The following is a 19538-nucleotide window of genomic DNA, read 5'->3' as shown; positions in this document are numbered from 1 at the left end:
TTATTTATTTCTTCCGGTACGCTTAATATTCAAATATTTCATAGGGTCAACTACATCGGAGCCTATATGAACTTCATAATGAAGGTGAGGCCCTGTAGAAATCCCCGTATTTCCGATATAACCTATAACCTGTCCTTTTTGAACCTGCTCTCCCACGGTAACTCTAAATGAATCCAAGTGTGCATACCTTGTATAAAATCCATGCTTATGCTTAATAAGAATATAATTTCCCCAACCGGAATCCGAAGCAACTGTAATAATCTGTCCGTCGGCAGTTGCCATAATGGGGTCTCCCTTTCTTCCGGTAGAAAGGTCTATACCCGTATGTATGTACCATTGACCTGTAAACGGGTGGCGGTTTTGCCCGAACGCCATAGAAATATGCCCTATACCGCCCCTGATAGGCCAAAGACTCGGAATATCCGAAAAGAGAGCTGCTTGAGTACTCATTAATTTTCCCAATTCCTGTACGGGCTGAACTGAATCCTGCAAGTATGAAGAAAGTTTTTGCAATTCGGCAGCTTCTTTTACGGAGCCTTCCGCTTGCTCTTTTACATTAAACAAACGTGAAAGGTCGCTGCTTTCATCGGCTTCACTCGCAGTTTCCATTATAGACTGAAGTCCGAGCGAAGAAAGAGTTGAAGATAATGCGGATTGAAAATTCTTGGCATTTTTAAGCAAAGAATTCGATTCTTCTTTTAAGATATTAAGACTGGCTTGAGTTTTTCGTGTTTCTTCTTTTAAAGCGGAAAGTTTTCCCGCAGCGGCTATAGACTCGGCGGTAAACCAAAAAAAGGAAGCTATCACTCCTATAAAAAGAACTGTCGTAAAAACAATGGAAAAAATACTTGTCTGAAAATTAATTACTTTTTTCTGCGAGTGAGGAACTACCATTATCGTGAGCTTTTTTCTTCCGCCGCCGATAAATTTTAATACGGCATCGGAAAAACCTGTCCAGCATTGTTTAAAAAGTTCGCCGAAAGCTCTTACCAAATTATTTTCGGCACGTTTATATGTTCGTGTTCTAGGCACTTTAAAACCCCTTTGTATAACAATACACTTTATTTTATCAATGTATTATACCATTATAAAAAAGATATGTCAAATAAGTTATCGGAATTTTAGTCGATTTTATTGAATTTTTAGCTTCTTTTTACTTAAAATCTCTATTATTATGCGGTTTATTTATTAAAACAGCCCTGAAAATAACCGTTTATTACCGACAATTTAAAATAATTATCCGCCTTGCACATTTCCTTAAATTTTCCTATAATAATCACTTATAGAATCTTTTTTTATTTTGGAGATATTGATGTATAAACCCGTAGACCCTAAAACCGATTTTGCAAAACAGGAAGAAGAAGTTTTAAAATTTTGGGAAAAAAATAATATTTTTAAAAAATCGGTAGAAGCGCGAAGCAACAATTCGGATTATGTTTTTTTTGACGGCCCGCCTTTTGCAACGGGACTTCCGCATTTCGGACATTTCGTTCCGGGAACAATAAAAGACATTATTCCGCGTTATAAAACTATGAAGGGTTTCCGCGTAGAACGCCGCTTCGGGTGGGACTGTCACGGTCTTCCGGTTGAAAATCTGATAGAAAAAGAACTCGGCCTTAATTCCAAAACCGATATAGAAAAATACGGTATAGATAAATTTAACGAAGCATGTCGTGCAAGCGTTTTGCGCTATGTAAAAGAATGGAAGGAAACGATAACCAGATTGGGCCGTTGGGTAGATTTTGAAAACGATTATAAGACTATGAATCCGGAATATATGGAATCTATCTGGTATGTTATGAAATCTCTTTGGGAAAAAGGGCTTTTATATGAAGGCTATTATATTCTGCCTTATTGTCCCCGATGTTCTACGGTGCTTTCAAACCACGAGCTTAATTTAGGCGGTTATAAAGATGTTCACGACCCGGCAATTACAGTACGCTTTAAGGTTTTAAGCCCGGTAACAAATTCTCAAGCGGGAAAAACTTTTACCGGAGAAAATGCTTTACCTGAAAACACTTACCTTTTAGCATGGACTACCACACCGTGGACACTGCCCAGTAATTTGGGACTTGCAGTAGGCGCCGACATAGAATATGCCTTAATTGAGTATGAAGGGGATTACTATATAATGGCCGTTCCCCGCTTAGAGGCATATTTTGCAAAACAAACTGAAAACACAAAACAAAAAGAAATGTGCTCTTGCGGAAAAACTGCCGGCGAATATAAACAGATATGGACGAAAAAAGGCTCGGAGCTTGAAGGTTTAAGATACGAACCTCTTTTTCCTTATTTTAAAAATCTTGCAGCCGGCGAAGACGGAAAAAATACCGAAGCGGGGCAGGGCGCGTTTAGAGTTCTGATAGGAGACTTTGTTACAACCGAAGACGGAACGGGAATTGTTCACACGGCTCCGGGTTTCGGAGAAGATGATAACCGTATCTTTAAAAATACGGGAGTGCCTACTGTTTGTCCGGTAGATGCCGAATGTAAATTCACAAATGAAGTACCGGATTATAAAGGCCTTTTTGTAAAAGACGCGGATAAAGCAATTATAGAACGTCTTAAAACCGAAGAAAAACTTTTTAAAAGAGAGCAAATTCTACACTCTTATCCTCATTGTTGGCGATGCGACAGCCCTTTAATTTACAGAGCGGTTGCAAGCTGGTTTGTTTCCGTAGAAAAAATAAAAAATAAAATGCTTTCCGCCAATTCCGAAATAACTTGGCAGCCCGAACATATTAAATCCGGACGATTCGGCAAATGGCTTGAAGGAGCCCGCGATTGGGCAATAAGCCGCAACCGCTATTGGGGAAACCCGATTCCGATTTGGAAATGCCCCGACTGCGGAGAAACTATTTGCGTAGGAAGCCGCGAAGAATTAAAAGAACTTTCAGGTATTTATCCCGAAGATTTGCACAAGCACTTTGTGGATAAAATTACAATTCCGTGTAAAAAATGCTCAGGTACTATGAGACGGGTACCTGAAGTCTTGGATTGCTGGTTTGAATCAGGCTCAATGCCTTATGCCCAACAGCATTATCCTTTTGAAAATAAAGAAATTTTCGAAAAAAATTTTCCGGCAGATTTTATTTCGGAAGGTTTGGACCAAACTCGAGGCTGGTTTTATACCCTTACCGTTTTAGCCGCAGCCCTGTTCGATAAACCGGCTTTTAAAAACTGCATAGTAAACGGGCTTGTTCTTGCCGAAGACGGAAAAAAAATGTCAAAATCGCTGCGCAACTACACAGACCCGAATAAGGTAATAAGTCAATTCGGTGCAGACGCCTTACGTTTATTCTTAATGAATTCAAATGTAGTCAAAGCCGATGATTTAAAATATTCCGATGAAGGAGTTCGCGACGTTCTTAAAGGTATTTTAATTCCGTTTTGGAACAGTTACAGTTTTTACGTTACTTATGCGAACATAGACGGAATTACTCCGCCTGAAAGAGCGAAAGCGGACGGAAGAGAAGACGGTACGGAAAAGTTTTTATCCGGTCTAAATAATCCCCTTGACCGATGGATTTTATCCGTAACGGAAAAACTTATTGCCGATGTCAGTACCGCATTGGATAATTACGATTTATCGCAGGCCGTACCGCCTATGATTGAATACATAGATTTACTCAATAATTGGTATATCCGCCGTTCGCGCCGCCGTTTTTGGAAAAGTGAAAACGACACCGATAAAACTCAAGGATATGAAACCCTTTATCGAGCACTAAAAAAATTCTCCCTTGTTGCGGCACCGGTTATTCCGTTTATTACCGAAGCAATCTGGCAAAATTTACGTACCGAAAACGATACGGTTTCAATTCACCTTGCGGATTATCCGGAATATAACGACAAAGTGCGGGATAACGATTTGGAATTTAAAATGAAGACCGTACAAAAATGCGTATCGATGGGGCGAGCTCTGCGCTATCAGTTCAATTTAAAAATACGGCAACCGCTTAAAGCCTTGGAAATAGTTACTAAAAATCCTCAAGAAAAATCCGTATTGCTTGAAATGGAAGAAAGCATAATAGAAGAGCTTAATATAAAAGAAATTATTTTCCACGATAAAGAAGACGAACTTGTAGAATATAAGGCAAAAGCCAATTTTAAAGTGTTGGGAAAAGAGCTCGGTCAAAAAATGAAAGCCGCAGCAGCCCAAATTGAAAAACTTTCTTCTTCCGAAATCGAAAGTCTTTTGGAAGGAGCGGTATTAAGTCTTGATATTGACGGGCAAACGGTAGATTTAACGGCGGAAAAAATTATTGTAAACAGGGTAGAAAAAGAAAATTTAAAAGTACTTAACGAGGGAACCCTAACAGTTGCCTTAAATACTGAAATTACCGAAGAACTTTTACTTGAAGGTTATATCCGCGACCTTGTGCGGGGAGTACAAAACCTGCGTAAAGAATCAGGGCTTGCCGTAACCGACCGTATCAAACTTTATGTAGCGGGTACGGATTCGGACGGTAAACAACTTTTACGCAAAGCGTTTGAAGCAAATAAAACCTATCTTATGGCGGAAACCTTAGCGGTAGAAGCGGAAAGCGTTACCGTATTACCCGAAGGTAAAGCCTCCGCTGAATTGGAATCGGGCGGCTTATTATGGCAAGTTGCTTTGGAAAAGGCTCAAGGTTAAAAACAAATAACAACAACCTTATTTAAATGGAGAAGTCTAAAGACTTCTCCATTCGTTTAAAAATACAAATCCCATCTTACAAAACACCGTATACAAAAGAACTTACAAATTCACCCTCTTGAGCTTTTTTATAAAAATATATACTCTCATATTTATGAATAATTTATTGGTTTTACGAAAAATAACGGCAAGTTTTTTTTCATCTCTTACTTTAATTTTACTTTCAGTGTCGTGTGCGAAATTTAAGACGGAAAAAATTTACGACTCCAAAGTAAATAATAATGTTCAAACTTTTGCAATAAGCGGTTCGGTAAACGGGTTTCATTACATTCCAGATGAAATTAAACATAAGGGGCTTGTAATAACATTCGGAGGCTCCGAAGGAAGTGCAGGAGAATATTATGCCGCCGATATTGCAAATAAAGGATATGAAGTTTTAGCAGTTTATTATTTCGGAAAAGAAAACCAACCCGTTTCCATTTCGGAAGTACCTTTAGAATTTTTTTCGGAAGTTTTAAATTATGCCGAAAAGAAATGCAAATCTATAGAACCCATTACGCTTCTCGGAGGCTCAAAAGGAGCCGAACTTGCCGCGATTCTTAGCTCATATTATTCCCGAATCGACAACGTAATTTTATTTGCTCCTTCAAGTTTTGTATTCCAAGGTTTGGATTATTCTTCTCAAAAATCTTCATGGTCTTGGAAAAAAACGCCTCTTCCCTTTATTACCTTTTCGCAAAAGGCTTACGAAAAAATGCGTTATGAAAATAACGCTATAGTTTTGCGGGATATGTACGAGGCCGCCGTAGAATTAACTCCTCCGGAAATTTTAAAAGAAGCTTCTATCAATTTATCAAATCTTAAAGGGAATGCCTTAATTTTTGCGGGCGGAGATGACGCCTTATGGCAATCGGATACTATGGCGCAAATTTTAAAAAAGCAAAACCCCAAAAAAACCGAACTGCATATTTTTGAAAAAGCGGGGCATGCCTTCGGAGCAGCCCCTGTTTCAGGAGGAATTAAGCTAGGCGGAACACCCGAAGCAAACAAAACGGCCGCAGTTGAAAGCTCAAGGATTTTAATTGAATTTTTAAATAAACAACATAAATAAAAATCTCAAATTATATAACAAAAAAAAGAAGCTCCAATTATACAAAAATTGAACGGGAATAAAAACGGTTTAAATTTTTATAATTGACAAACCAATATAAATTATGTAATATTATTAAATATTAAGGAGCTTTAAAATGATTTTAACCGTAACCGATTTAGTTAAACGCTATAAAGAAAAAACTGCGCTCGATAATTTTAACTTTGAAGTTAAAAAAGGAGAAGTCTTAGGTCTATTAGGCCCCAACGGTTGCGGGAAAACAACGGCAATAAATTGTATCCTTTCGCTATTAAAATTCGATTCAGGTGAAATTAAAATTTTTGAAGAACCTATGACGCAAAACGCCTTGCATATAAAAAAACGCATAGGTCTTGTACCGCAGGAAGTTTCTTTATTTTATGATTTTACGGTACGGGAAAATATAGATTATTTTTGCGGACTTTATATAAACAACTCCGTAAAAAGAAAAAAACTTGTAAACGAAGCTATAGAATTTGTCGGTTTAACCAATTATTCAAACTACAGAGCAAAAAAACTTTCGGGAGGACTTTTACGCCGTCTTAATATTGCCTGCGGAATTGCCCATAAACCGGAGCTTATTTTTATGGACGAGCCGACGGTTGCAGTCGACGCTCAAAGCCGTAATTTTATTTTATCCGGAATTAAAGAACTTGCAAAACAGGGAAACACAATAGTATACACAACACACTATCTTGAAGAAGCCGAAGAACTTTGCGACAGAATAGTTATAATGGATAACGGCAAAACCGTTGCAAACGGTACCTTGGAAGAACTGCAAAAAATGGGAAAAACAAGCGAAAAAATTATTGTAGAATTTATAGAGCCCCCTCTTAACTTGGAAGAAAGATTAAAAACGGTTCCGCATATTTTGGAAGTTACAAAAAAAACGAACGAGTATTTACTTTATTTTGAAAATTCTTCAAACAATTTAAATGCTTTCATTTCGTTTATAAATTCGGAAAATTTAAAGTATATAAAACTTTATTCTGAACGCCCTACCTTGAACGATACCTTCCTTGAACTTACGGGAAAGGAGCTTAGAGACCAATGATGTTTTTACGCTTATTAAAATATAATTCTTATTTAACGCTGCGTTCAAAAGAAGGTATGTTTTGGAGTATACTGTATCCCATTCTTTTATCAACACTTTATTTTGCAGCATTTTCTTCACTGCTAAATTTTTCTCAAAATAAAATAAACCTCGGTATCGAAAAAGACAATCCCTACAAACAAACATTAGTTTTTATACAAATGTTTAACATCATAGATACCGAAGAACAAAATGCGGACGCTGCTTTGCAAAATAAGGAAATAGACGCCTTTGTGCAAAATGATTTTTCTCTGCGCGTTTCCAAAAACGGAATTAATCAATCTATTGTTAAAGGTTTTATGGAACAGATAAAACAAACGCAAAGTTTGGGGGTGCCGATAAACCCCTTCGATTACGGAAAAACTTATATAACCGATATAAACGAAAAAAACAACTCCATAATGATTTTATTTTATTCTCTTTTAGCAATGGTTTCGTTTTACGGAATGTTCGGTGCAAGTTCAATTCCTCTCACTATGCAGGCAAATATTTCCAAATTAGGAGCAAGGATTTCCGCAACACCTATGAATAGATTTGCTTCTTATATTTCAGGAATTATTTTTTATGTTATTTTTAACCTTCTCTCAAATATTTTATACATTTGCTTTGTTTTATATATTTTGAAAATTCCGTTTATTACGGATATAAAGACTACGTTAACGCTTCTTATACTTGCAAATGTTTTAGGCGTTACTTACGGAACGGCTGTCGGCTCATTGCCTTTAGGAGATGAAAACACAAAGAGTATGTTTTGTGTTTTTTCATCTTTATTTCTTGCATTTTTATCGGGTATGATGAGCCCGAGTGTAAAAACGGCTCTTGATAAAGCCCTTCCTTTGATAAATAAAATAAATCCGATAGGTCTTTTAACCGACAATCTTTACAATGTGAATATTTTACAGGATTATAATTTACTCGGTACAATTATTATTATCTTTTTAAGTTTAACTGCCGTTCTTTTAATTGCGGTTTTTATAAATTCAAGGAAGGTTCAATATGACAGTTTATAAAAATTTTTTGCGCCTTATTTGGTCAAAAAAAAGTATGATAATAATTTATACTGCAATTTTTCTGATAACGAGCTTTATGTTTTTAAAAAAATCCGATAGAGGAATTAAAGAGTTTAAAGAAACACCGCTTAAACTTATAATTATAGATAACGACAATTCGGAGTTGTCTAAAAATTTAACTGCATATTTACAAACAAAAAATAATGTTAAAATAATCGACAGTAAAAAAAATGAAAATCTAAGCAAAGAAAATATTTTACACTATATAAAAAAAGAAATTTCTTTAGGCAATGCCGACGCGGGGATTGTTATAAACCCGAATTTAGAAGAAAATTTAACATCAGGAACAAATTGTGTTTTAAGCCTTAAAGACGGGAGAAATGCAAACTCGATTTATATCGATATGCAAATAAAAAAGTTTTTATTATTTGCCGATTCCTTAAAAAAAGCGGAAGGAAAATTTGATTTTGAAAAAATACATATAGCTTTAAAAGAAAGCATAACCGTAAATAAAATTTCGGAAAAACAGGAAAACGGAGTAAATTCGTGGTTTAAATCTTTTTTTAATTATTTTGCATGGATTTCATTTTCGATAATATTAAATTCAATCGGCTGGGCGGTATTTATGTTAAAAAAACCGTCGTTAAAAATACGGAACGATGTATCACCCGTTTCAGGTTTACGCTTTTCAATCGAAAATTTTGCAGCGCAGCTTACAGTGGTATTTTTAATTTTAACGGTCATAATAGGTTTTGCAGTCTTACTTAACATACAGCATTTGCGGGACATTCCCATTTTTGCATACATTCTAAACAGTATAATTTATGCAGCGGTAATTTTAAGTATGGCGTTTATGTTAAATGCAGTTTTAAAAAAAGGCGCGGTGCTCGGTATTTTAGGAACAGTCCTTCCTTTGGCATTATCTTTTATTTCGGGAGTTTTTATGCCTATAGAATTTATTTCCCCTGCAATTTTAAAAATTGCAAAATTGTTCCCAACATATTATTTTATAAAAGCAAATGAATTCGTTTACGGTTTTTCTAAAATAGATTGGAAAAATGAAGTTTTCCTGACATTATTTTTAGTTATATACTTCACCGCAGGGACACTTTTTAATAGAGCAAACCGTTCACAAAGAAAAATAGAACTCAGTTAAAAATAAAACCGGTATAATCGGGAAGGTAATTTCGTAAAACGAATAACCCCTGATTATACAGTTATTTCCGCCTCTAAATAATAAGCATTGCATCACCGTACGAAAAGAAACGGTATCGCCTTTCAATTGCGTGCCTATATGCATTAAAAATATTTTCTTTACCTGCCAAAGCCGAAACAAGCATTACCAATGAAGATTCCGGCGTATGAAAATTCGTAAACAGTTTATCTACTACTTTAAATTTATAAGGCGGATAAATAAAAATATCGGTAGATTGATTTCCCGTTTTTAAGGTCAAAGTTTTTTCATTCCATGCGGACTCCAAAGTGCGCACACTTGTAGTGCCGACCGCAATAATGGGCCTGCCGTCTTTTTTTGCCTTCGAAATATTGTAAGCAGCGGTTTCCGAAATGGAAAAATACTCCGTGTGCATTTTATGCTCTTCAACATTTTCCGAGCGAACAGGTAAAAAAGTTCCAAGTCCTACATGAAGCGTAACATATTCAATATCGATGCCTAAATTTTTTATTCTATTTAACACTTCCTCGGTAAAATGTAAACCCGCTGTCGGAGCTGCAATTGAGCCGTACGCCTTTGCGTAAACCGTTTGATAACGCTCCGCATCTTCTTCCGTATCATCACGGCGAATATAAGGAGGTAAAGGAATATGACCGTTTAAATCAAGCCAATCATCATCAATTATTTTATCGAATTTCAAACAACGGAATTCGTTGCCAAGCTCTTTTTCGGTTTCTATAATTTCCGCCTTCGTTCCGTCACGAAAAACAAAAACTTTTCCCGCTTTTTGGCGTTTAGCTTTTTTTAACATAACCTGCCATACAAATCCTCCGAATTCGGGAATAGGATTTATCAGCAAAAATTCGGTTTGCGCTCCTGAAGAGCTTTCAGCATAAATTCTTGCACGTCTAACCTTCGAGTTGTTAAAAACCATTAAGGCATCTTTAGGCAAAATATCCGGAAGTTCGCAAAACACTTTATCTTCCAAATTGCCCGTCTTTTTATTTAAAATTAAAAGTTTATCATTGCCGCGCATTTTTGAAGGAGTTTGAGCAATCAGCTCTTGCGGCAGCTCAAAATTAAATTCTTTTGTAAGCATAGTTATTCCCTTTAGAGTTTATATAAAATAATTTATCATTTTTAAATATATTGAACTACCTTATCTCTGTCTTTCCTGGATTTTTTCCTATGCGGATAATTTTCGGTTTCATAACCTAATGCAATTATTATTCTTAATTTTGCATTTATATTCAATTTTTTTAAAATTTCCTTTTCGGAAAACGCCCCTAAAATACAAGTTTGAATATTTTTATCGGTTGCAGCATTTACAATATTGGCTGTAAGAATTCCTATATCGATTGAACGAAAATCCGTTTCAAAAAGTTCGGTTCCTATCTTTGCGGTAAAATTATATTTATCCTCCGCAATTAAAATGTAAGAAGAACAATCTTTTAAAAATTTATTCATACCCATTACGCGTGCGGCCGAAATTATTTCAGCTTTTTCGTTTTGCACGGCAAAAATTTTATAAGCCTGAGAATTACACGCCGAAGGAGAAAGACGAGCTTCTTCTATAATTTGTAAAAGCGTATCTTTTTCAACTTTTTTATTCGGATTAAAACTGCGGCAGCTTTGCCTTACATTCATTAGTTCCGCAAAATTCATCTTAATACTCTCCTAACATTTTTAAAATATCCTAAAAAAATCAAACTAAAAGTTCTTTTAAAATTTCTTTTTTATATTTATAAACAGAACCGCAATTATGGCAGTATAATTCAATTATATCGCTGCCGTTTTTGTACATATCTTCAAGCTCTTGCTTAGGCAATACGGATAATTTATTACGGAAACCGTCTTCCGAACACGGACAATTAAAATCTATTTGCCTCTCCAATAAAACTTGTACTCCGCAATCGCGGAATAAACCGAAAATAACATCTTCCCTATTTCCTCCTTCGGAAAACCACTGCCCTAAAGAAGGAACCGCCGAAAACGCATGTTCTATTTTTTCTATGATTTCTTTATTTTCATCATTATCCGCATTAGGCATAAGCTGTATATACATTCCGCCTGCGCCTATAACTTTACCTTCCTTATCGAATTGAATACCGGTATTAAACCCCGTTACGGTTTGCTCCGACCGTAAAAAATATTCGGACAAATCCAAAGCAATATTTTTATGTTTTATTTCGGTAATACCCGTTATAGGCGGAGTACCGGTTTTAATTGAGGCTTCGGTAAACCGTACAACCGATATTTTTCCTTCTCCGAAAAGAGGCTTTAAATTCCAATTGGAAAGCTGTTCATTTAAAACTATAGGGTCTTGTAAAAGATATCCGCGAACAAAACCTTCACTAAATGCTTCCGTGCTGAAACCTACCAAAGGCCCCTTAGTATCGCAGCGGAACACTGTCCTTTCATGTCCTTTCATCATAGGTATTAAAAGCGCCGCACAAAGACTTGCGTGCCCCAAAACAAGAGTTTCCAAAATACCAAGCTCATGCTGTGCCCGCATTTTATTTACAAAACGAGTTCCATGAAAAAAAGCGCCCCTTGCAATCCCGTCTCCAATCATAAAAACCGTCATTCCGTCTTCGTGGAGAGTCTTAAATTTTTCAAGTAAACTTAAATCGGTAATAGGTTTTGTTATCATTAAAATTATTATATCAAAGATAAAACTCTTGAGCAATTAGGGGAAAACCGGAGTTTTATCTTTTAATTTTTATAAAATTAAGAAACTGCCTATAAAACCAAATATTATCAAACCTTTTGAATTTTTTAAAATTCTTTTTTCACAATTGAAAAAAAATAAATATAAGTGTATAATATCGGAACAGTTATAAGGGAGATAGGAATGTTTTTTGATAATTACCCGATTAAACTTTCAGATACTACAAAACCGTTTCTTTTAAAGGGATTAAAAACCGCTCCGGCAATTTTACTCATTCACGGATACACAGGTTCTCCACGCGAAATGGTTTGGCTTGGACGCCAATTAAACGAAGCAGGATACAACGTCTATATTCCGCGTCTTCCGGGACACGGAACAAATAAAGATGATTTTTTAGCTTCAACATGGAAAGACTGGCTTAGAGCGGTTTGTGAAGATTATATCAATCTTTGTTCGGACTACGGGAATGTATATGTGGGAGGATTATCTATGGGCGGACTTTTAACAGCTTTAATCGCCGCACGATTTAATCCTGAAAAAATATTTTTATGCGCTCCTGCATTTATAGCTTACGATAACCGTATAAAATTTACACCTTTTTTAAAATTTTTTATTAAAACGGTTCCATGCGGTAAAAAAAACTGTGAAAACGACCCCGAATACGCTTCAGCTATAGCGGACTATAACGGTATAGAATATTTAGCAAAATCGGCGGATTTATACCGGCTGCAAAAACTTTCTTTAAAAAATCTGCCCTTTATCCGCTCTCAAACTCTTACAGTACTTTCCAAAGCGGATAAATCCGTTCCGTTTAAAGTTAAAAATATTATCGATAAAAATTTAAGGACACAAAATGAATATTTAATTTTGGAAAAAAGCGGTCATATTGTAGTAAACGGCATCGAAAAAGAAGCCGTTGCTAAAAAAATCATTGAATTTCTTAAAGATTAAACTTTTAAGAAAAAAATGCCGATAATTTATGCGGGTTTTTGTATATTTACTATGACATTTTTTCAAAAGCGTGATATACTTATACCTGCCTGATAAAGGATTTTCTTAATGAAAGATTTTGATTATTATAAAAAACAGCCTAAATCGGATACTCACAACCACTTAAATTTGAGTATGCGTTATTCCGCTTATAAAAATTGGGCAGGTTTCGAAATTCCGAATTTTCCCCGAAAAATGAGCGGCTTGGATGAGATGCACGAAGTTATAGGCAAATTTACACGTCCGGCATGTCAAACTGCACAAGATGTTATGGATTTAATAGAAATGTCGATTCAAGAGGCTATAAATGATAATGTCGTGCATATTGAAGGCTCTATAGATATAGGTTTTATCAGGCAATTTGATGAAAATTTAGATAAATTTTTATTATTTATAGACAATCTGGTAAAAAAACACGAAAAAAAATTAAAATTATGCCTGAATTAGGTATAGCAAAAACATTGGAAAAGCCCTTTATAAAAAAATGGGCTGAACCTATGATGAAAAGCAAGATTTTTAAAAATATAGATTTATACGGTCCGGAAATTTCGGAAGGAATAGAAGACTGTGTTTTTTTATTTAAGATGGCGGAAAAATACGGCTTAAAGAAAAAAGCTCACGTAGGAGAATTCTCCGATGCGGCTTCGGTTAAAAAATTTGTAGAAATATTTGACTTAAACGAAGTTCAACACGGAATAGGAGCTGCAAAAGACGATAAAGTCTTACAATTCTTAGCTGATAAAAAAATAAGATGTAATATATGCCCGCAAAGCAATATAATGCTAAGTGCCGTAAAAAGCTTAAAAACACACCCGTTAAGGAAAATGCTGGATGCAGGAGTTCCGATAAGTATAGGAACCGACGACATTCTTTTTTTTGAAAAAACCAACAGCGAACAATTTTACGATTTGGTAAAAGAACAAGTAATAACCGAAGCCGAAGCGGACAGGTTAATGGCTATAAGGTAATCTAAATATCAGCTTTCCGATTTTAATTTATATCTCATAACAAAATAGAAAATAATAGCCTATAAATTTCAGCCTAATAAAAATACATTATGTATACTACCAATCTATAAATCTAATATTCATTATTTGATTTGACTTTTAATTTTTGTAATAGTATATTATTTATATTACATTAATTATCAGGAGGCACAATATGGATGTAAAAGTTGAAGACGCAGCAAGAGATAAAATAAAATCCAAAAATTCGGATTCTGTTTATTGCTATTTGCGTATGTGCGCATCATGAGGCGGAACAACACTAGACCCGACCGTGGTTGTCGGCACACCGAGCAGAATTGCTGATTTCAACAAATTTGAAAATAACGGTATTACCGTTTATGTAAAAAAAGGAACGCCTTGTCCAAGCGGTACTTTAACTATACTTATAGGAACATTCCTTTGGTTTGAAAAACTGATGGTAGAAGGAATGACAAACTGAATCAATGTTTCACGTGAAACAATTAAGACATCTAAAGGGGCTTTTATGCCCCTTTTTTATTTTAAACCCGTTATTTAAAAAAACAGATTTGACTTTATCTAAAACAAATTTTTTAAAATGATTAAACGATTTTACCTAATATTCAAATTTAATACATCTATTTTGATATAAATATCTTTAAAATAAGGCAATTGCGTATAAAAACATTTTATGTTAATATTCGGTACAGAGGTAATTATGAACTTTATATCAATAACAGAAGCCGCTAAATTTTTTACCGGACAAAATATCATATCGGCAGTTTTTTCAAAACCGGTAAAAAAACAAAACCCTTGTAAAAAAGTTAAAATCAGAAAAATTCTTATAAAAAATACCTTTCAATTTCAAATGGAACGTTTTGAAAATTTAAAAGTTTTCCATGAAAATATACCTGAAAAAGATTTTTTAATTTATGCCGAAAAATTATTTTCGGAATTTAAAAACATTGAAAGCAAAACACAGGATAAACGGTTTATATTTATGCAAAATAATAAAGGTAATATAAAACTATTGGAAAAAGATTATAAAGAAAAAGAAACTATTGTACTAGAACATGATAAACCTAAATCCTACCTTTTACCCATTTCTCCGCCTCCCGAGTTTTTAAAAAAACTTAACTTTTTCACCGATGACGAAAAAATAATAAACAATAAATATCATAAATTCAGACAGATAAACAAGTATTTGGAATTTATAGAATCGATAGAACCTATACTTTTAAAAATAATAAGTAAGAAAAAAGAATTAAATATAATAGATTTCGGCTGCGGAAAAGCATATCTAAGCTTTGCTTTATACTATTATTTAAATGAAATAAAACATATTCCTTCACAAATTTACGGACTTGATTTAAAAAAAGATGTTATAGAATTTTGTAATAACCTTGCACAAACTTGTAATTTTTCAAATTTAAATTTTAAAACCGGTGATATCGGTAATTTTAAATTTAATACGGAACCGGATATGGTAATAAGTTTACATGCCTGTGATACCGCTACGGATTTTGCCTTAGCAAAAGCCGTTAAAAGTAATGCAAAAATAATTTTTGCAGTTCCTTGCTGTCAGCATGAACTGAATACACAAATCCGACAAAATAAACAAAAAATACGGCAAAGCGCTTTTTTTTCATCATTATTGGATTATGGAATTATTACCGAAAAATTTTCTTCACTTTTAACCGATACGCTGCGAGCAAAATATTTAGAAGCTTCGGGGTACAAGGTAAATATTGAAGAATTTATAGATACTGAACATACTCCTAAAAATATCTTAATTAAAGCCGTAAAAATAGATACAATAAAACCTGAAATAATCGAAAAGTCAAAAAGAGAAATTGCAGAAATAATAAAAACTTTTTCATTAACTCCGGTATTGGAAAAACTTTTATAAAAAATCAGTGTATAATAAATTGTACACTATATATTACATTATTGTAAAATACATCTTGTGGATAACTTGTGATAAATTTCTTGTGAATTTCAATTAAATAAATCTGTTTCACGTGAAACTATTTATAGCAAAAAATGTCCCAAAATATTCAAAAAATAAGCTATTTTATAGAGAATTTAGAGATTTTTAGCTAATTTTTCAGTGATTTTTATAATATTTCATACACATATAAATTTATTAATTTTTTTTACTTTTACAGCTTGTGGATAACTTGTTTATTATATTTGGAAATATGTTAATAACAATAGTATTTTACCTGTTATTGCAATTGTTTAATATTATTTTGTAAAACGGCTTTTTTTAAATTTTTAAGAGCATTTTCAAGTTCAGGTGCAATAGATTTTTCTTTTTTATATGTTTTTTCAAATTCTTCAATTTCCCTGATTTCTTCGACAGAAGGCGTATATTCGGATTTTATCTTAGGCGGTGTATTTTGTATAAAATTACTTTGAACGATTACCGAAATATTTTTAACTTTTAATTCAGGATAAAATTTTTTAAAATTCGCCAAAATTTTCTTTTTTTTCATAAAAATATGTTGGCTCCAGCCGGAATGATTTACAGTTATAATTGCAATTCCGTTATTTATATCGCTTAATTCGCAATTTGCCGCTATTTTTTCATCGGATATAATTTTTTCCCATTTTTCATATATTGAAAGAATTTTATCTCCGTAATTCTTTTCTTTAAAATGCATTAACCCTTCAAGTTTTTGAGAGAACATATTTACCAATTCTTCAGATGTTTTAAAATTTTTCATAATACTTTATAATTTTAATATTTATTTTATTGCTTCATAGTTTATATTAAATTCTTCCATAAAAGTTTTTTTCTCAATATTATTTGCTATATACTTTATCTTTGAAAATCCTGCTCTTTTTAAAAAATTTAATATCATTTCTTTCGTTATAGGAAATAAATTTATTAAATCGGAATATGTTTTATTTAATTTTTTATCTTTAAATTTAATTTCAAAAGATACAATATTTTTTTTATAATAATTATAACTTCTATTAAAAATAAAATTCTCCGTTTCAATTACAGGAAAATATGCGGTTTTTTCGTTTAAAATTTCACCGTAATTCAAGGCTTCAAAATAAAATATACCGTCCGCATTAAGTATATTATAAACGGCAATAAAAAAATCTTCAATTTCTTTTTCATTTTTAAGATGAGAAACAGTATTACCGAAACATATTACAATATCGAATTTACCCAATTTTTGAATATCGAGCATATTCAATTTTTCGAATTTTAAATTGGATTGTCCGCAAATTTTCGATTTTGCAATTGCCAACATAGATTCGGATAAATCTATACCGACTATATTAAAACCGTAACCCGATAATTTTAAAGATAAATCTCCTACGGCACAACCTACATCAAGAATTCTAATATTTTGCGGTTTTATATTTTTTTCTTGATAGTATTTATATATAGATTCCGAAAAACCGTTATCTAAAGGGAAAATTTCAGAATAATTTTTTGCAATTATATCATACATATAGTTTAAATTGTCCTTCTTCTACAAAATATACCTTAGTTTTTTCTTTTTGATAATTTTTATACGGTTCTCCGGGCAAAAATGTACAAAATAATTGTTCATATTCAGGTAAAATTTCCATAAATTTACGGCGTTTTTCCGGGTCCAATTCAAGAAGAACATCGTCCATAAGAAAAACGGGTTTTCTTCCCGTTTTTTTTGTATACTCTTTAGCTTGAAGCATTCTTAAAACTAAGGCTAAAAGTCTTTTTTGTCCGTTTGAAGCATGTTCTATAAACGGTTTTTTATCTTTTATAAAATGAATTCTATCACGGTGAGGTCCGAGGGAAGTTGTTTTGTCAAATAAGTCCGACTGTCTTTTTTCCGCAAGAAGAATTAAAAATTCTTCTACGGTTTCGGCTTTTATTGCAGGACGATAAATAATTTCAACTCCCGAAATTCCGCCTATTTGCTCGTACAGCAAAGAAAACTCTTTATTAAATTCTTCTATAATTTTAGCTCGTTCTTTTGTAATATAAACGGCTGTCGGTGCAAAAATTTCATCTATAGAATCCAACACAATAGTTTTTTTTTGCTCCAAAACTATATTTCGCGAACGCAAAGTTTTCGAATACTTTACCAAATAATCTATAAAATCGGCATTACATAATGAAATTGATTGGTCTATAAAAAAACGTTTTCTTGACGGTGTTCCGGAAGCAAATTCCATATCATCGCCGTAAAATAATATACAAGGAATTGTACTTATTAAGTCTTTTCCGTTTTTTATTTTTTTAAAATTCTTTTGAATTTCTTTTTTTTTATCTTGAACGGAAACTGAAATTGTATGACTTACATGCTCCGATTCCTTATATAAAACTCGTACACTCAGTTCATTTGTATTTTTTTTAAAAATTTGATTTGCGGAACGGGTTCTAAAAGAATTTCCGTAAGCTGAAATATATAAACCTTCTAAAAAATTAGTCTTTCCCTGCCCGTTTTTTCCTACAAGGAAAACTTCGGGAGAGGAAATATCTATTGCTCCATCTTTCAAATTCCTAAAATTATAAAATGAAACGGAAAGAAAAGGCAAGACTTACTCCGTTTGCATAGGCATAATAATATGAAAAAAGTCTTTTTTAGGTTCCGGTTTTAAAGTTACGGGTTTCATTGATTCCGTAAATTCTATTTTAACTCTTTCATCGGTTATAGCCTTTAAAGGGTCTTCAAGATAAATGCAGTTTAGGGCAAACATTACTTCGTTACCGTCATATTTGCACGGAATTTCTTCTCTGGCATTTCCTATTTCATTTTCTTTTGAAGAAATAATTAGAGAACCAGGAGTTATATTTAAAAAGACTCTTCTTGTTTTTAATTCTACTAAAAGAGATACTCTTTTCAGAGCTTCTATAAGTTCAATTCTGTCTACTTCAAAAGAAAAATCCTGTTTTTCCGGAATAACTTTGTTGTAATTCGGAAATTGACCGTCTATAAGTACGGAAGAAAACTTATAAGAATTAAAATTAAAGAAAATATTTTTTTCTCCTATTGCAATTTCTATATTTCCTTCGTCCGTAGAACGTTTATTTATAATGTTTAAAATTTTAGGAGGTACTATTATACCTTTGAATTCGGGTAACGGTATTCCGAAATTCTTTTCAATAAAGGCAAGTCTTCTTCCGTCGGTTGCAACGAATATGAGATTATCTTCTTTATTTTCTATATATACACCGTTCATAAAATAACGTGTTTCATCGTCCGATACGGAAAATACGGTTTGATGGATCATTTCTTTGAAATTTTTTGAAGGAATACTGAAAAATTTTATATCATTAGGCTCGGTAAATGCAGGAAAGTCATTTTCCGAAATTGTTTTAAGTTGGAATTTTGCTTTTTTCACGGAGGATTTAATTGTCATTTTTTGGTCTTTTTGTTCAAGTTCGACTTCTCCTGAAGGCAGAGCTGAAATAATATTCATAAATTTATCGCAAAATACTGTTGTAGAGCCTTCTTCCGTTACGTTAACCGGTATTTTTGTTTCAAATGTTACTTTTATATCGGTAGCTTTGATTGTAAGGCTTCCGTCTTTTGCCGCTAATAAGACGTTGGAAAGAATAGTTAAGGCTGTTTTTGTTGCGATAATTTCTTGTGCGATAGAGATTTCTTTAAGTAAGGTATCTCTGTCAAAACTTATTTTCATATTATTCTCCTCTATATATGTTAGTATATATAATTAGTTGTCATAATAGTAGTGTTTGTGAATTTGTTAATAAGACGGATATTTTTATATAAGATATAGAAATATCTTATTTATAACTGCGTATTTTTTTACACAGATTATAGTTTTTATTAACAATAAAATAAATTATTCACAAAATTTTTATATATATTAACAGAATTTCCATATATACTAACATA

Annotated in this window: 16 protein-coding genes and 1 pseudogene; 9 read left to right on the top strand and 8 right to left on the bottom strand. The window is 33.1% G+C overall.

Going from position 1 to position 19538, the window contains the following annotated elements; genetic code table 11:
- On the bottom strand, positions 1-1032 hold the full coding sequence (locus DYQ05_RS03750; protein WP_024466011.1) for a M23 family metallopeptidase: 1032 nt from the start codon (positions 1030-1032) through the stop codon (positions 1-3).
- A gap of 280 nt (positions 1033-1312) precedes the next feature.
- On the opposite strand from DYQ05_RS03750, the gene ileS reads away from it, so the two are divergent.
- From ileS to DYQ05_RS03725, 5 genes are all read left to right on the top strand, one after another.
- Complete coding sequence (ileS, locus tag DYQ05_RS03745; RefSeq protein WP_206183868.1) at positions 1313-4636, top strand: isoleucine--tRNA ligase; 3324 nt, start codon at positions 1313-1315, stop codon at positions 4634-4636.
- A 154-nt stretch (positions 4637-4790) separates the two neighbouring features.
- Positions 4791-5747 (top strand): acyl-CoA thioester hydrolase/BAAT C-terminal domain-containing protein, encoded by a 957-nt coding sequence (locus DYQ05_RS03740; RefSeq protein ID WP_194076294.1) that lies wholly within the window; start codon positions 4791-4793, stop codon positions 5745-5747.
- A gap of 136 nt (positions 5748-5883) precedes the next feature.
- Positions 5884-6819: an ABC transporter ATP-binding protein gene (locus DYQ05_RS03735; protein ID WP_206183867.1), complete on the top strand. Its 936-nt coding sequence runs from the start codon at positions 5884-5886 to the stop codon at positions 6817-6819.
- On the top strand, positions 6816-7868 hold the full coding sequence (locus DYQ05_RS03730) for an ABC transporter permease (RefSeq protein ID WP_024470006.1): 1053 nt from the start codon (positions 6816-6818) through the stop codon (positions 7866-7868). The genes DYQ05_RS03735 and DYQ05_RS03730 overlap by 4 nt, the downstream gene beginning before the upstream one ends.
- Positions 7855-9024, top strand: a complete 1170-nt coding sequence (locus DYQ05_RS03725; protein ID WP_206183866.1) for an ABC transporter permease — start codon at positions 7855-7857, stop codon at positions 9022-9024. The genes DYQ05_RS03730 and DYQ05_RS03725 overlap by 14 nt, the downstream gene beginning before the upstream one ends.
- Positions 9025-9097: 73 nt before the next feature.
- On the opposite strand, the gene queA is transcribed toward DYQ05_RS03725, so the two are convergent.
- Genes queA through DYQ05_RS03710 form a run of 3 tightly spaced genes read right to left on the bottom strand, consistent with a single transcriptional unit; the run spans position 9098 to position 11695 of the window.
- Positions 9098-10141, bottom strand: coding sequence for a tRNA preQ1(34) S-adenosylmethionine ribosyltransferase-isomerase QueA (gene queA / locus DYQ05_RS03720; RefSeq protein ID WP_024469361.1), 1044 nt, complete (start codon positions 10139-10141; stop codon positions 9098-9100).
- A 41-nt stretch (positions 10142-10182) separates the two neighbouring features.
- Positions 10183-10707, bottom strand: coding sequence for a nitroreductase family protein (locus tag DYQ05_RS03715; protein ID WP_024469362.1), 525 nt, complete (start codon positions 10705-10707; stop codon positions 10183-10185).
- A gap of 40 nt (positions 10708-10747) precedes the next feature.
- Positions 10748-11695, bottom strand: a complete 948-nt coding sequence (locus DYQ05_RS03710; RefSeq protein ID WP_024469363.1) for an Hsp33 family molecular chaperone HslO — start codon at positions 11693-11695, stop codon at positions 10748-10750.
- 201 nt (positions 11696-11896) lie between these two features.
- Between DYQ05_RS03710 and DYQ05_RS03705 the strand changes: the two genes are divergently transcribed.
- From DYQ05_RS03705 to DYQ05_RS03695, 4 genes and pseudogenes are all read left to right on the top strand, one after another.
- Positions 11897-12664, top strand: a complete 768-nt coding sequence (locus DYQ05_RS03705) for an alpha/beta hydrolase (protein ID WP_024465924.1) — start codon at positions 11897-11899, stop codon at positions 12662-12664.
- 108 nt (positions 12665-12772) lie between these two features.
- Positions 12773-13671, top strand: a pseudogene (locus DYQ05_RS03700) (adenosine deaminase).
- 193 nt (positions 13672-13864) lie between these two features.
- Positions 13865-14149: a CC/Se motif family (seleno)protein gene (locus DYQ05_RS14305; protein ID WP_264175368.1), complete on the top strand. Its 285-nt coding sequence runs from the start codon at positions 13865-13867 to the stop codon at positions 14147-14149.
- Between the two features lie 237 nt (positions 14150-14386).
- Positions 14387-15577 carry a class I SAM-dependent methyltransferase gene (locus DYQ05_RS03695; protein WP_206183865.1) on the top strand — a complete coding sequence of 397 codons (1191 nt, stop codon included), beginning with the start codon at positions 14387-14389 and terminating at the stop codon, positions 15575-15577.
- 319 nt (positions 15578-15896) lie between these two features.
- Here DYQ05_RS03695 and DYQ05_RS03690 read toward each other — a convergent pair whose 3' ends face one another.
- From DYQ05_RS03690 to dnaN, 4 genes are read right to left on the bottom strand one after another with little or no spacing between them, the layout of a single operon-like run.
- Positions 15897-16397 carry a DciA family protein gene (locus DYQ05_RS03690; RefSeq protein ID WP_020964575.1) on the bottom strand — a complete coding sequence of 167 codons (501 nt, stop codon included), beginning with the start codon at positions 16395-16397 and terminating at the stop codon, positions 15897-15899.
- 21 nt (positions 16398-16418) lie between these two features.
- Positions 16419-17141, bottom strand: coding sequence for a class I SAM-dependent methyltransferase (locus tag DYQ05_RS03685; RefSeq protein ID WP_206183864.1), 723 nt, complete (start codon positions 17139-17141; stop codon positions 16419-16421).
- Positions 17134-18213: a DNA replication/repair protein RecF gene (recF, locus tag DYQ05_RS03680; protein ID WP_194076299.1), complete on the bottom strand. Its 1080-nt coding sequence runs from the start codon at positions 18211-18213 to the stop codon at positions 17134-17136. Before recF ends, DYQ05_RS03685 begins: the two co-directional genes overlap by 8 nt.
- Positions 18214-18216: 3 nt before the next feature.
- Positions 18217-19320, bottom strand: coding sequence for a DNA polymerase III subunit beta (dnaN, locus tag DYQ05_RS03675; RefSeq protein ID WP_020964572.1), 1104 nt, complete (start codon positions 19318-19320; stop codon positions 18217-18219).
- Between the last annotated feature and the right edge of the window lie 218 nt (positions 19321-19538).

Source organism: Treponema pedis (genome assembly GCF_017161325.1).
Classification (GTDB): Bacteria; Spirochaetota; Spirochaetia; order Treponematales; family Treponemataceae; genus Treponema_B; species Treponema_B pedis.
This window is presented reverse-complemented; position numbering and strand designations above follow the sequence as displayed.

Coding starts and splice junctions, on each gene's coding strand:
- DYQ05_RS03740 (WP_194076294.1), top strand. CDS start 4,791: ATGAATAATTTATTGGTTTTACGAAAAATAACGGCAAGTTTTTTTTCA.
- DYQ05_RS03705 (WP_024465924.1), top strand. CDS start 11,897: ATGTTTTTTGATAATTACCCGATTAAACTTTCAGATACTACAAAACCG.
- queA (WP_024469361.1), bottom strand. CDS start 10,141: ATGCTTACAAAAGAATTTAATTTTGAGCTGCCGCAAGAGCTGATTGCT.
- DYQ05_RS03710 (WP_024469363.1), bottom strand. CDS start 11,695: ATGATAACAAAACCTATTACCGATTTAAGTTTACTTGAAAAATTTAAG.
- DYQ05_RS03685 (WP_206183864.1), bottom strand. CDS start 17,141: ATGTATGATATAATTGCAAAAAATTATTCTGAAATTTTCCCTTTAGAT.
- dnaN (WP_020964572.1), bottom strand. CDS start 19,320: ATGAAAATAAGTTTTGACAGAGATACCTTACTTAAAGAAATCTCTATC.
- DYQ05_RS03690 (WP_020964575.1), bottom strand. CDS start 16,397: ATGAAAAATTTTAAAACATCTGAAGAATTGGTAAATATGTTCTCTCAA.
- DYQ05_RS03725 (WP_206183866.1), top strand. CDS start 7,855: ATGACAGTTTATAAAAATTTTTTGCGCCTTATTTGGTCAAAAAAAAGT.
- DYQ05_RS03730 (WP_024470006.1), top strand. CDS start 6,816: ATGATGTTTTTACGCTTATTAAAATATAATTCTTATTTAACGCTGCGT.
- DYQ05_RS03695 (WP_206183865.1), top strand. CDS start 14,387: ATGAACTTTATATCAATAACAGAAGCCGCTAAATTTTTTACCGGACAA.
- ileS (WP_206183868.1), top strand. CDS start 1,313: ATGTATAAACCCGTAGACCCTAAAACCGATTTTGCAAAACAGGAAGAA.
- DYQ05_RS03715 (WP_024469362.1), bottom strand. CDS start 10,707: ATGAATTTTGCGGAACTAATGAATGTAAGGCAAAGCTGCCGCAGTTTT.
- DYQ05_RS03735 (WP_206183867.1), top strand. CDS start 5,884: ATGATTTTAACCGTAACCGATTTAGTTAAACGCTATAAAGAAAAAACT.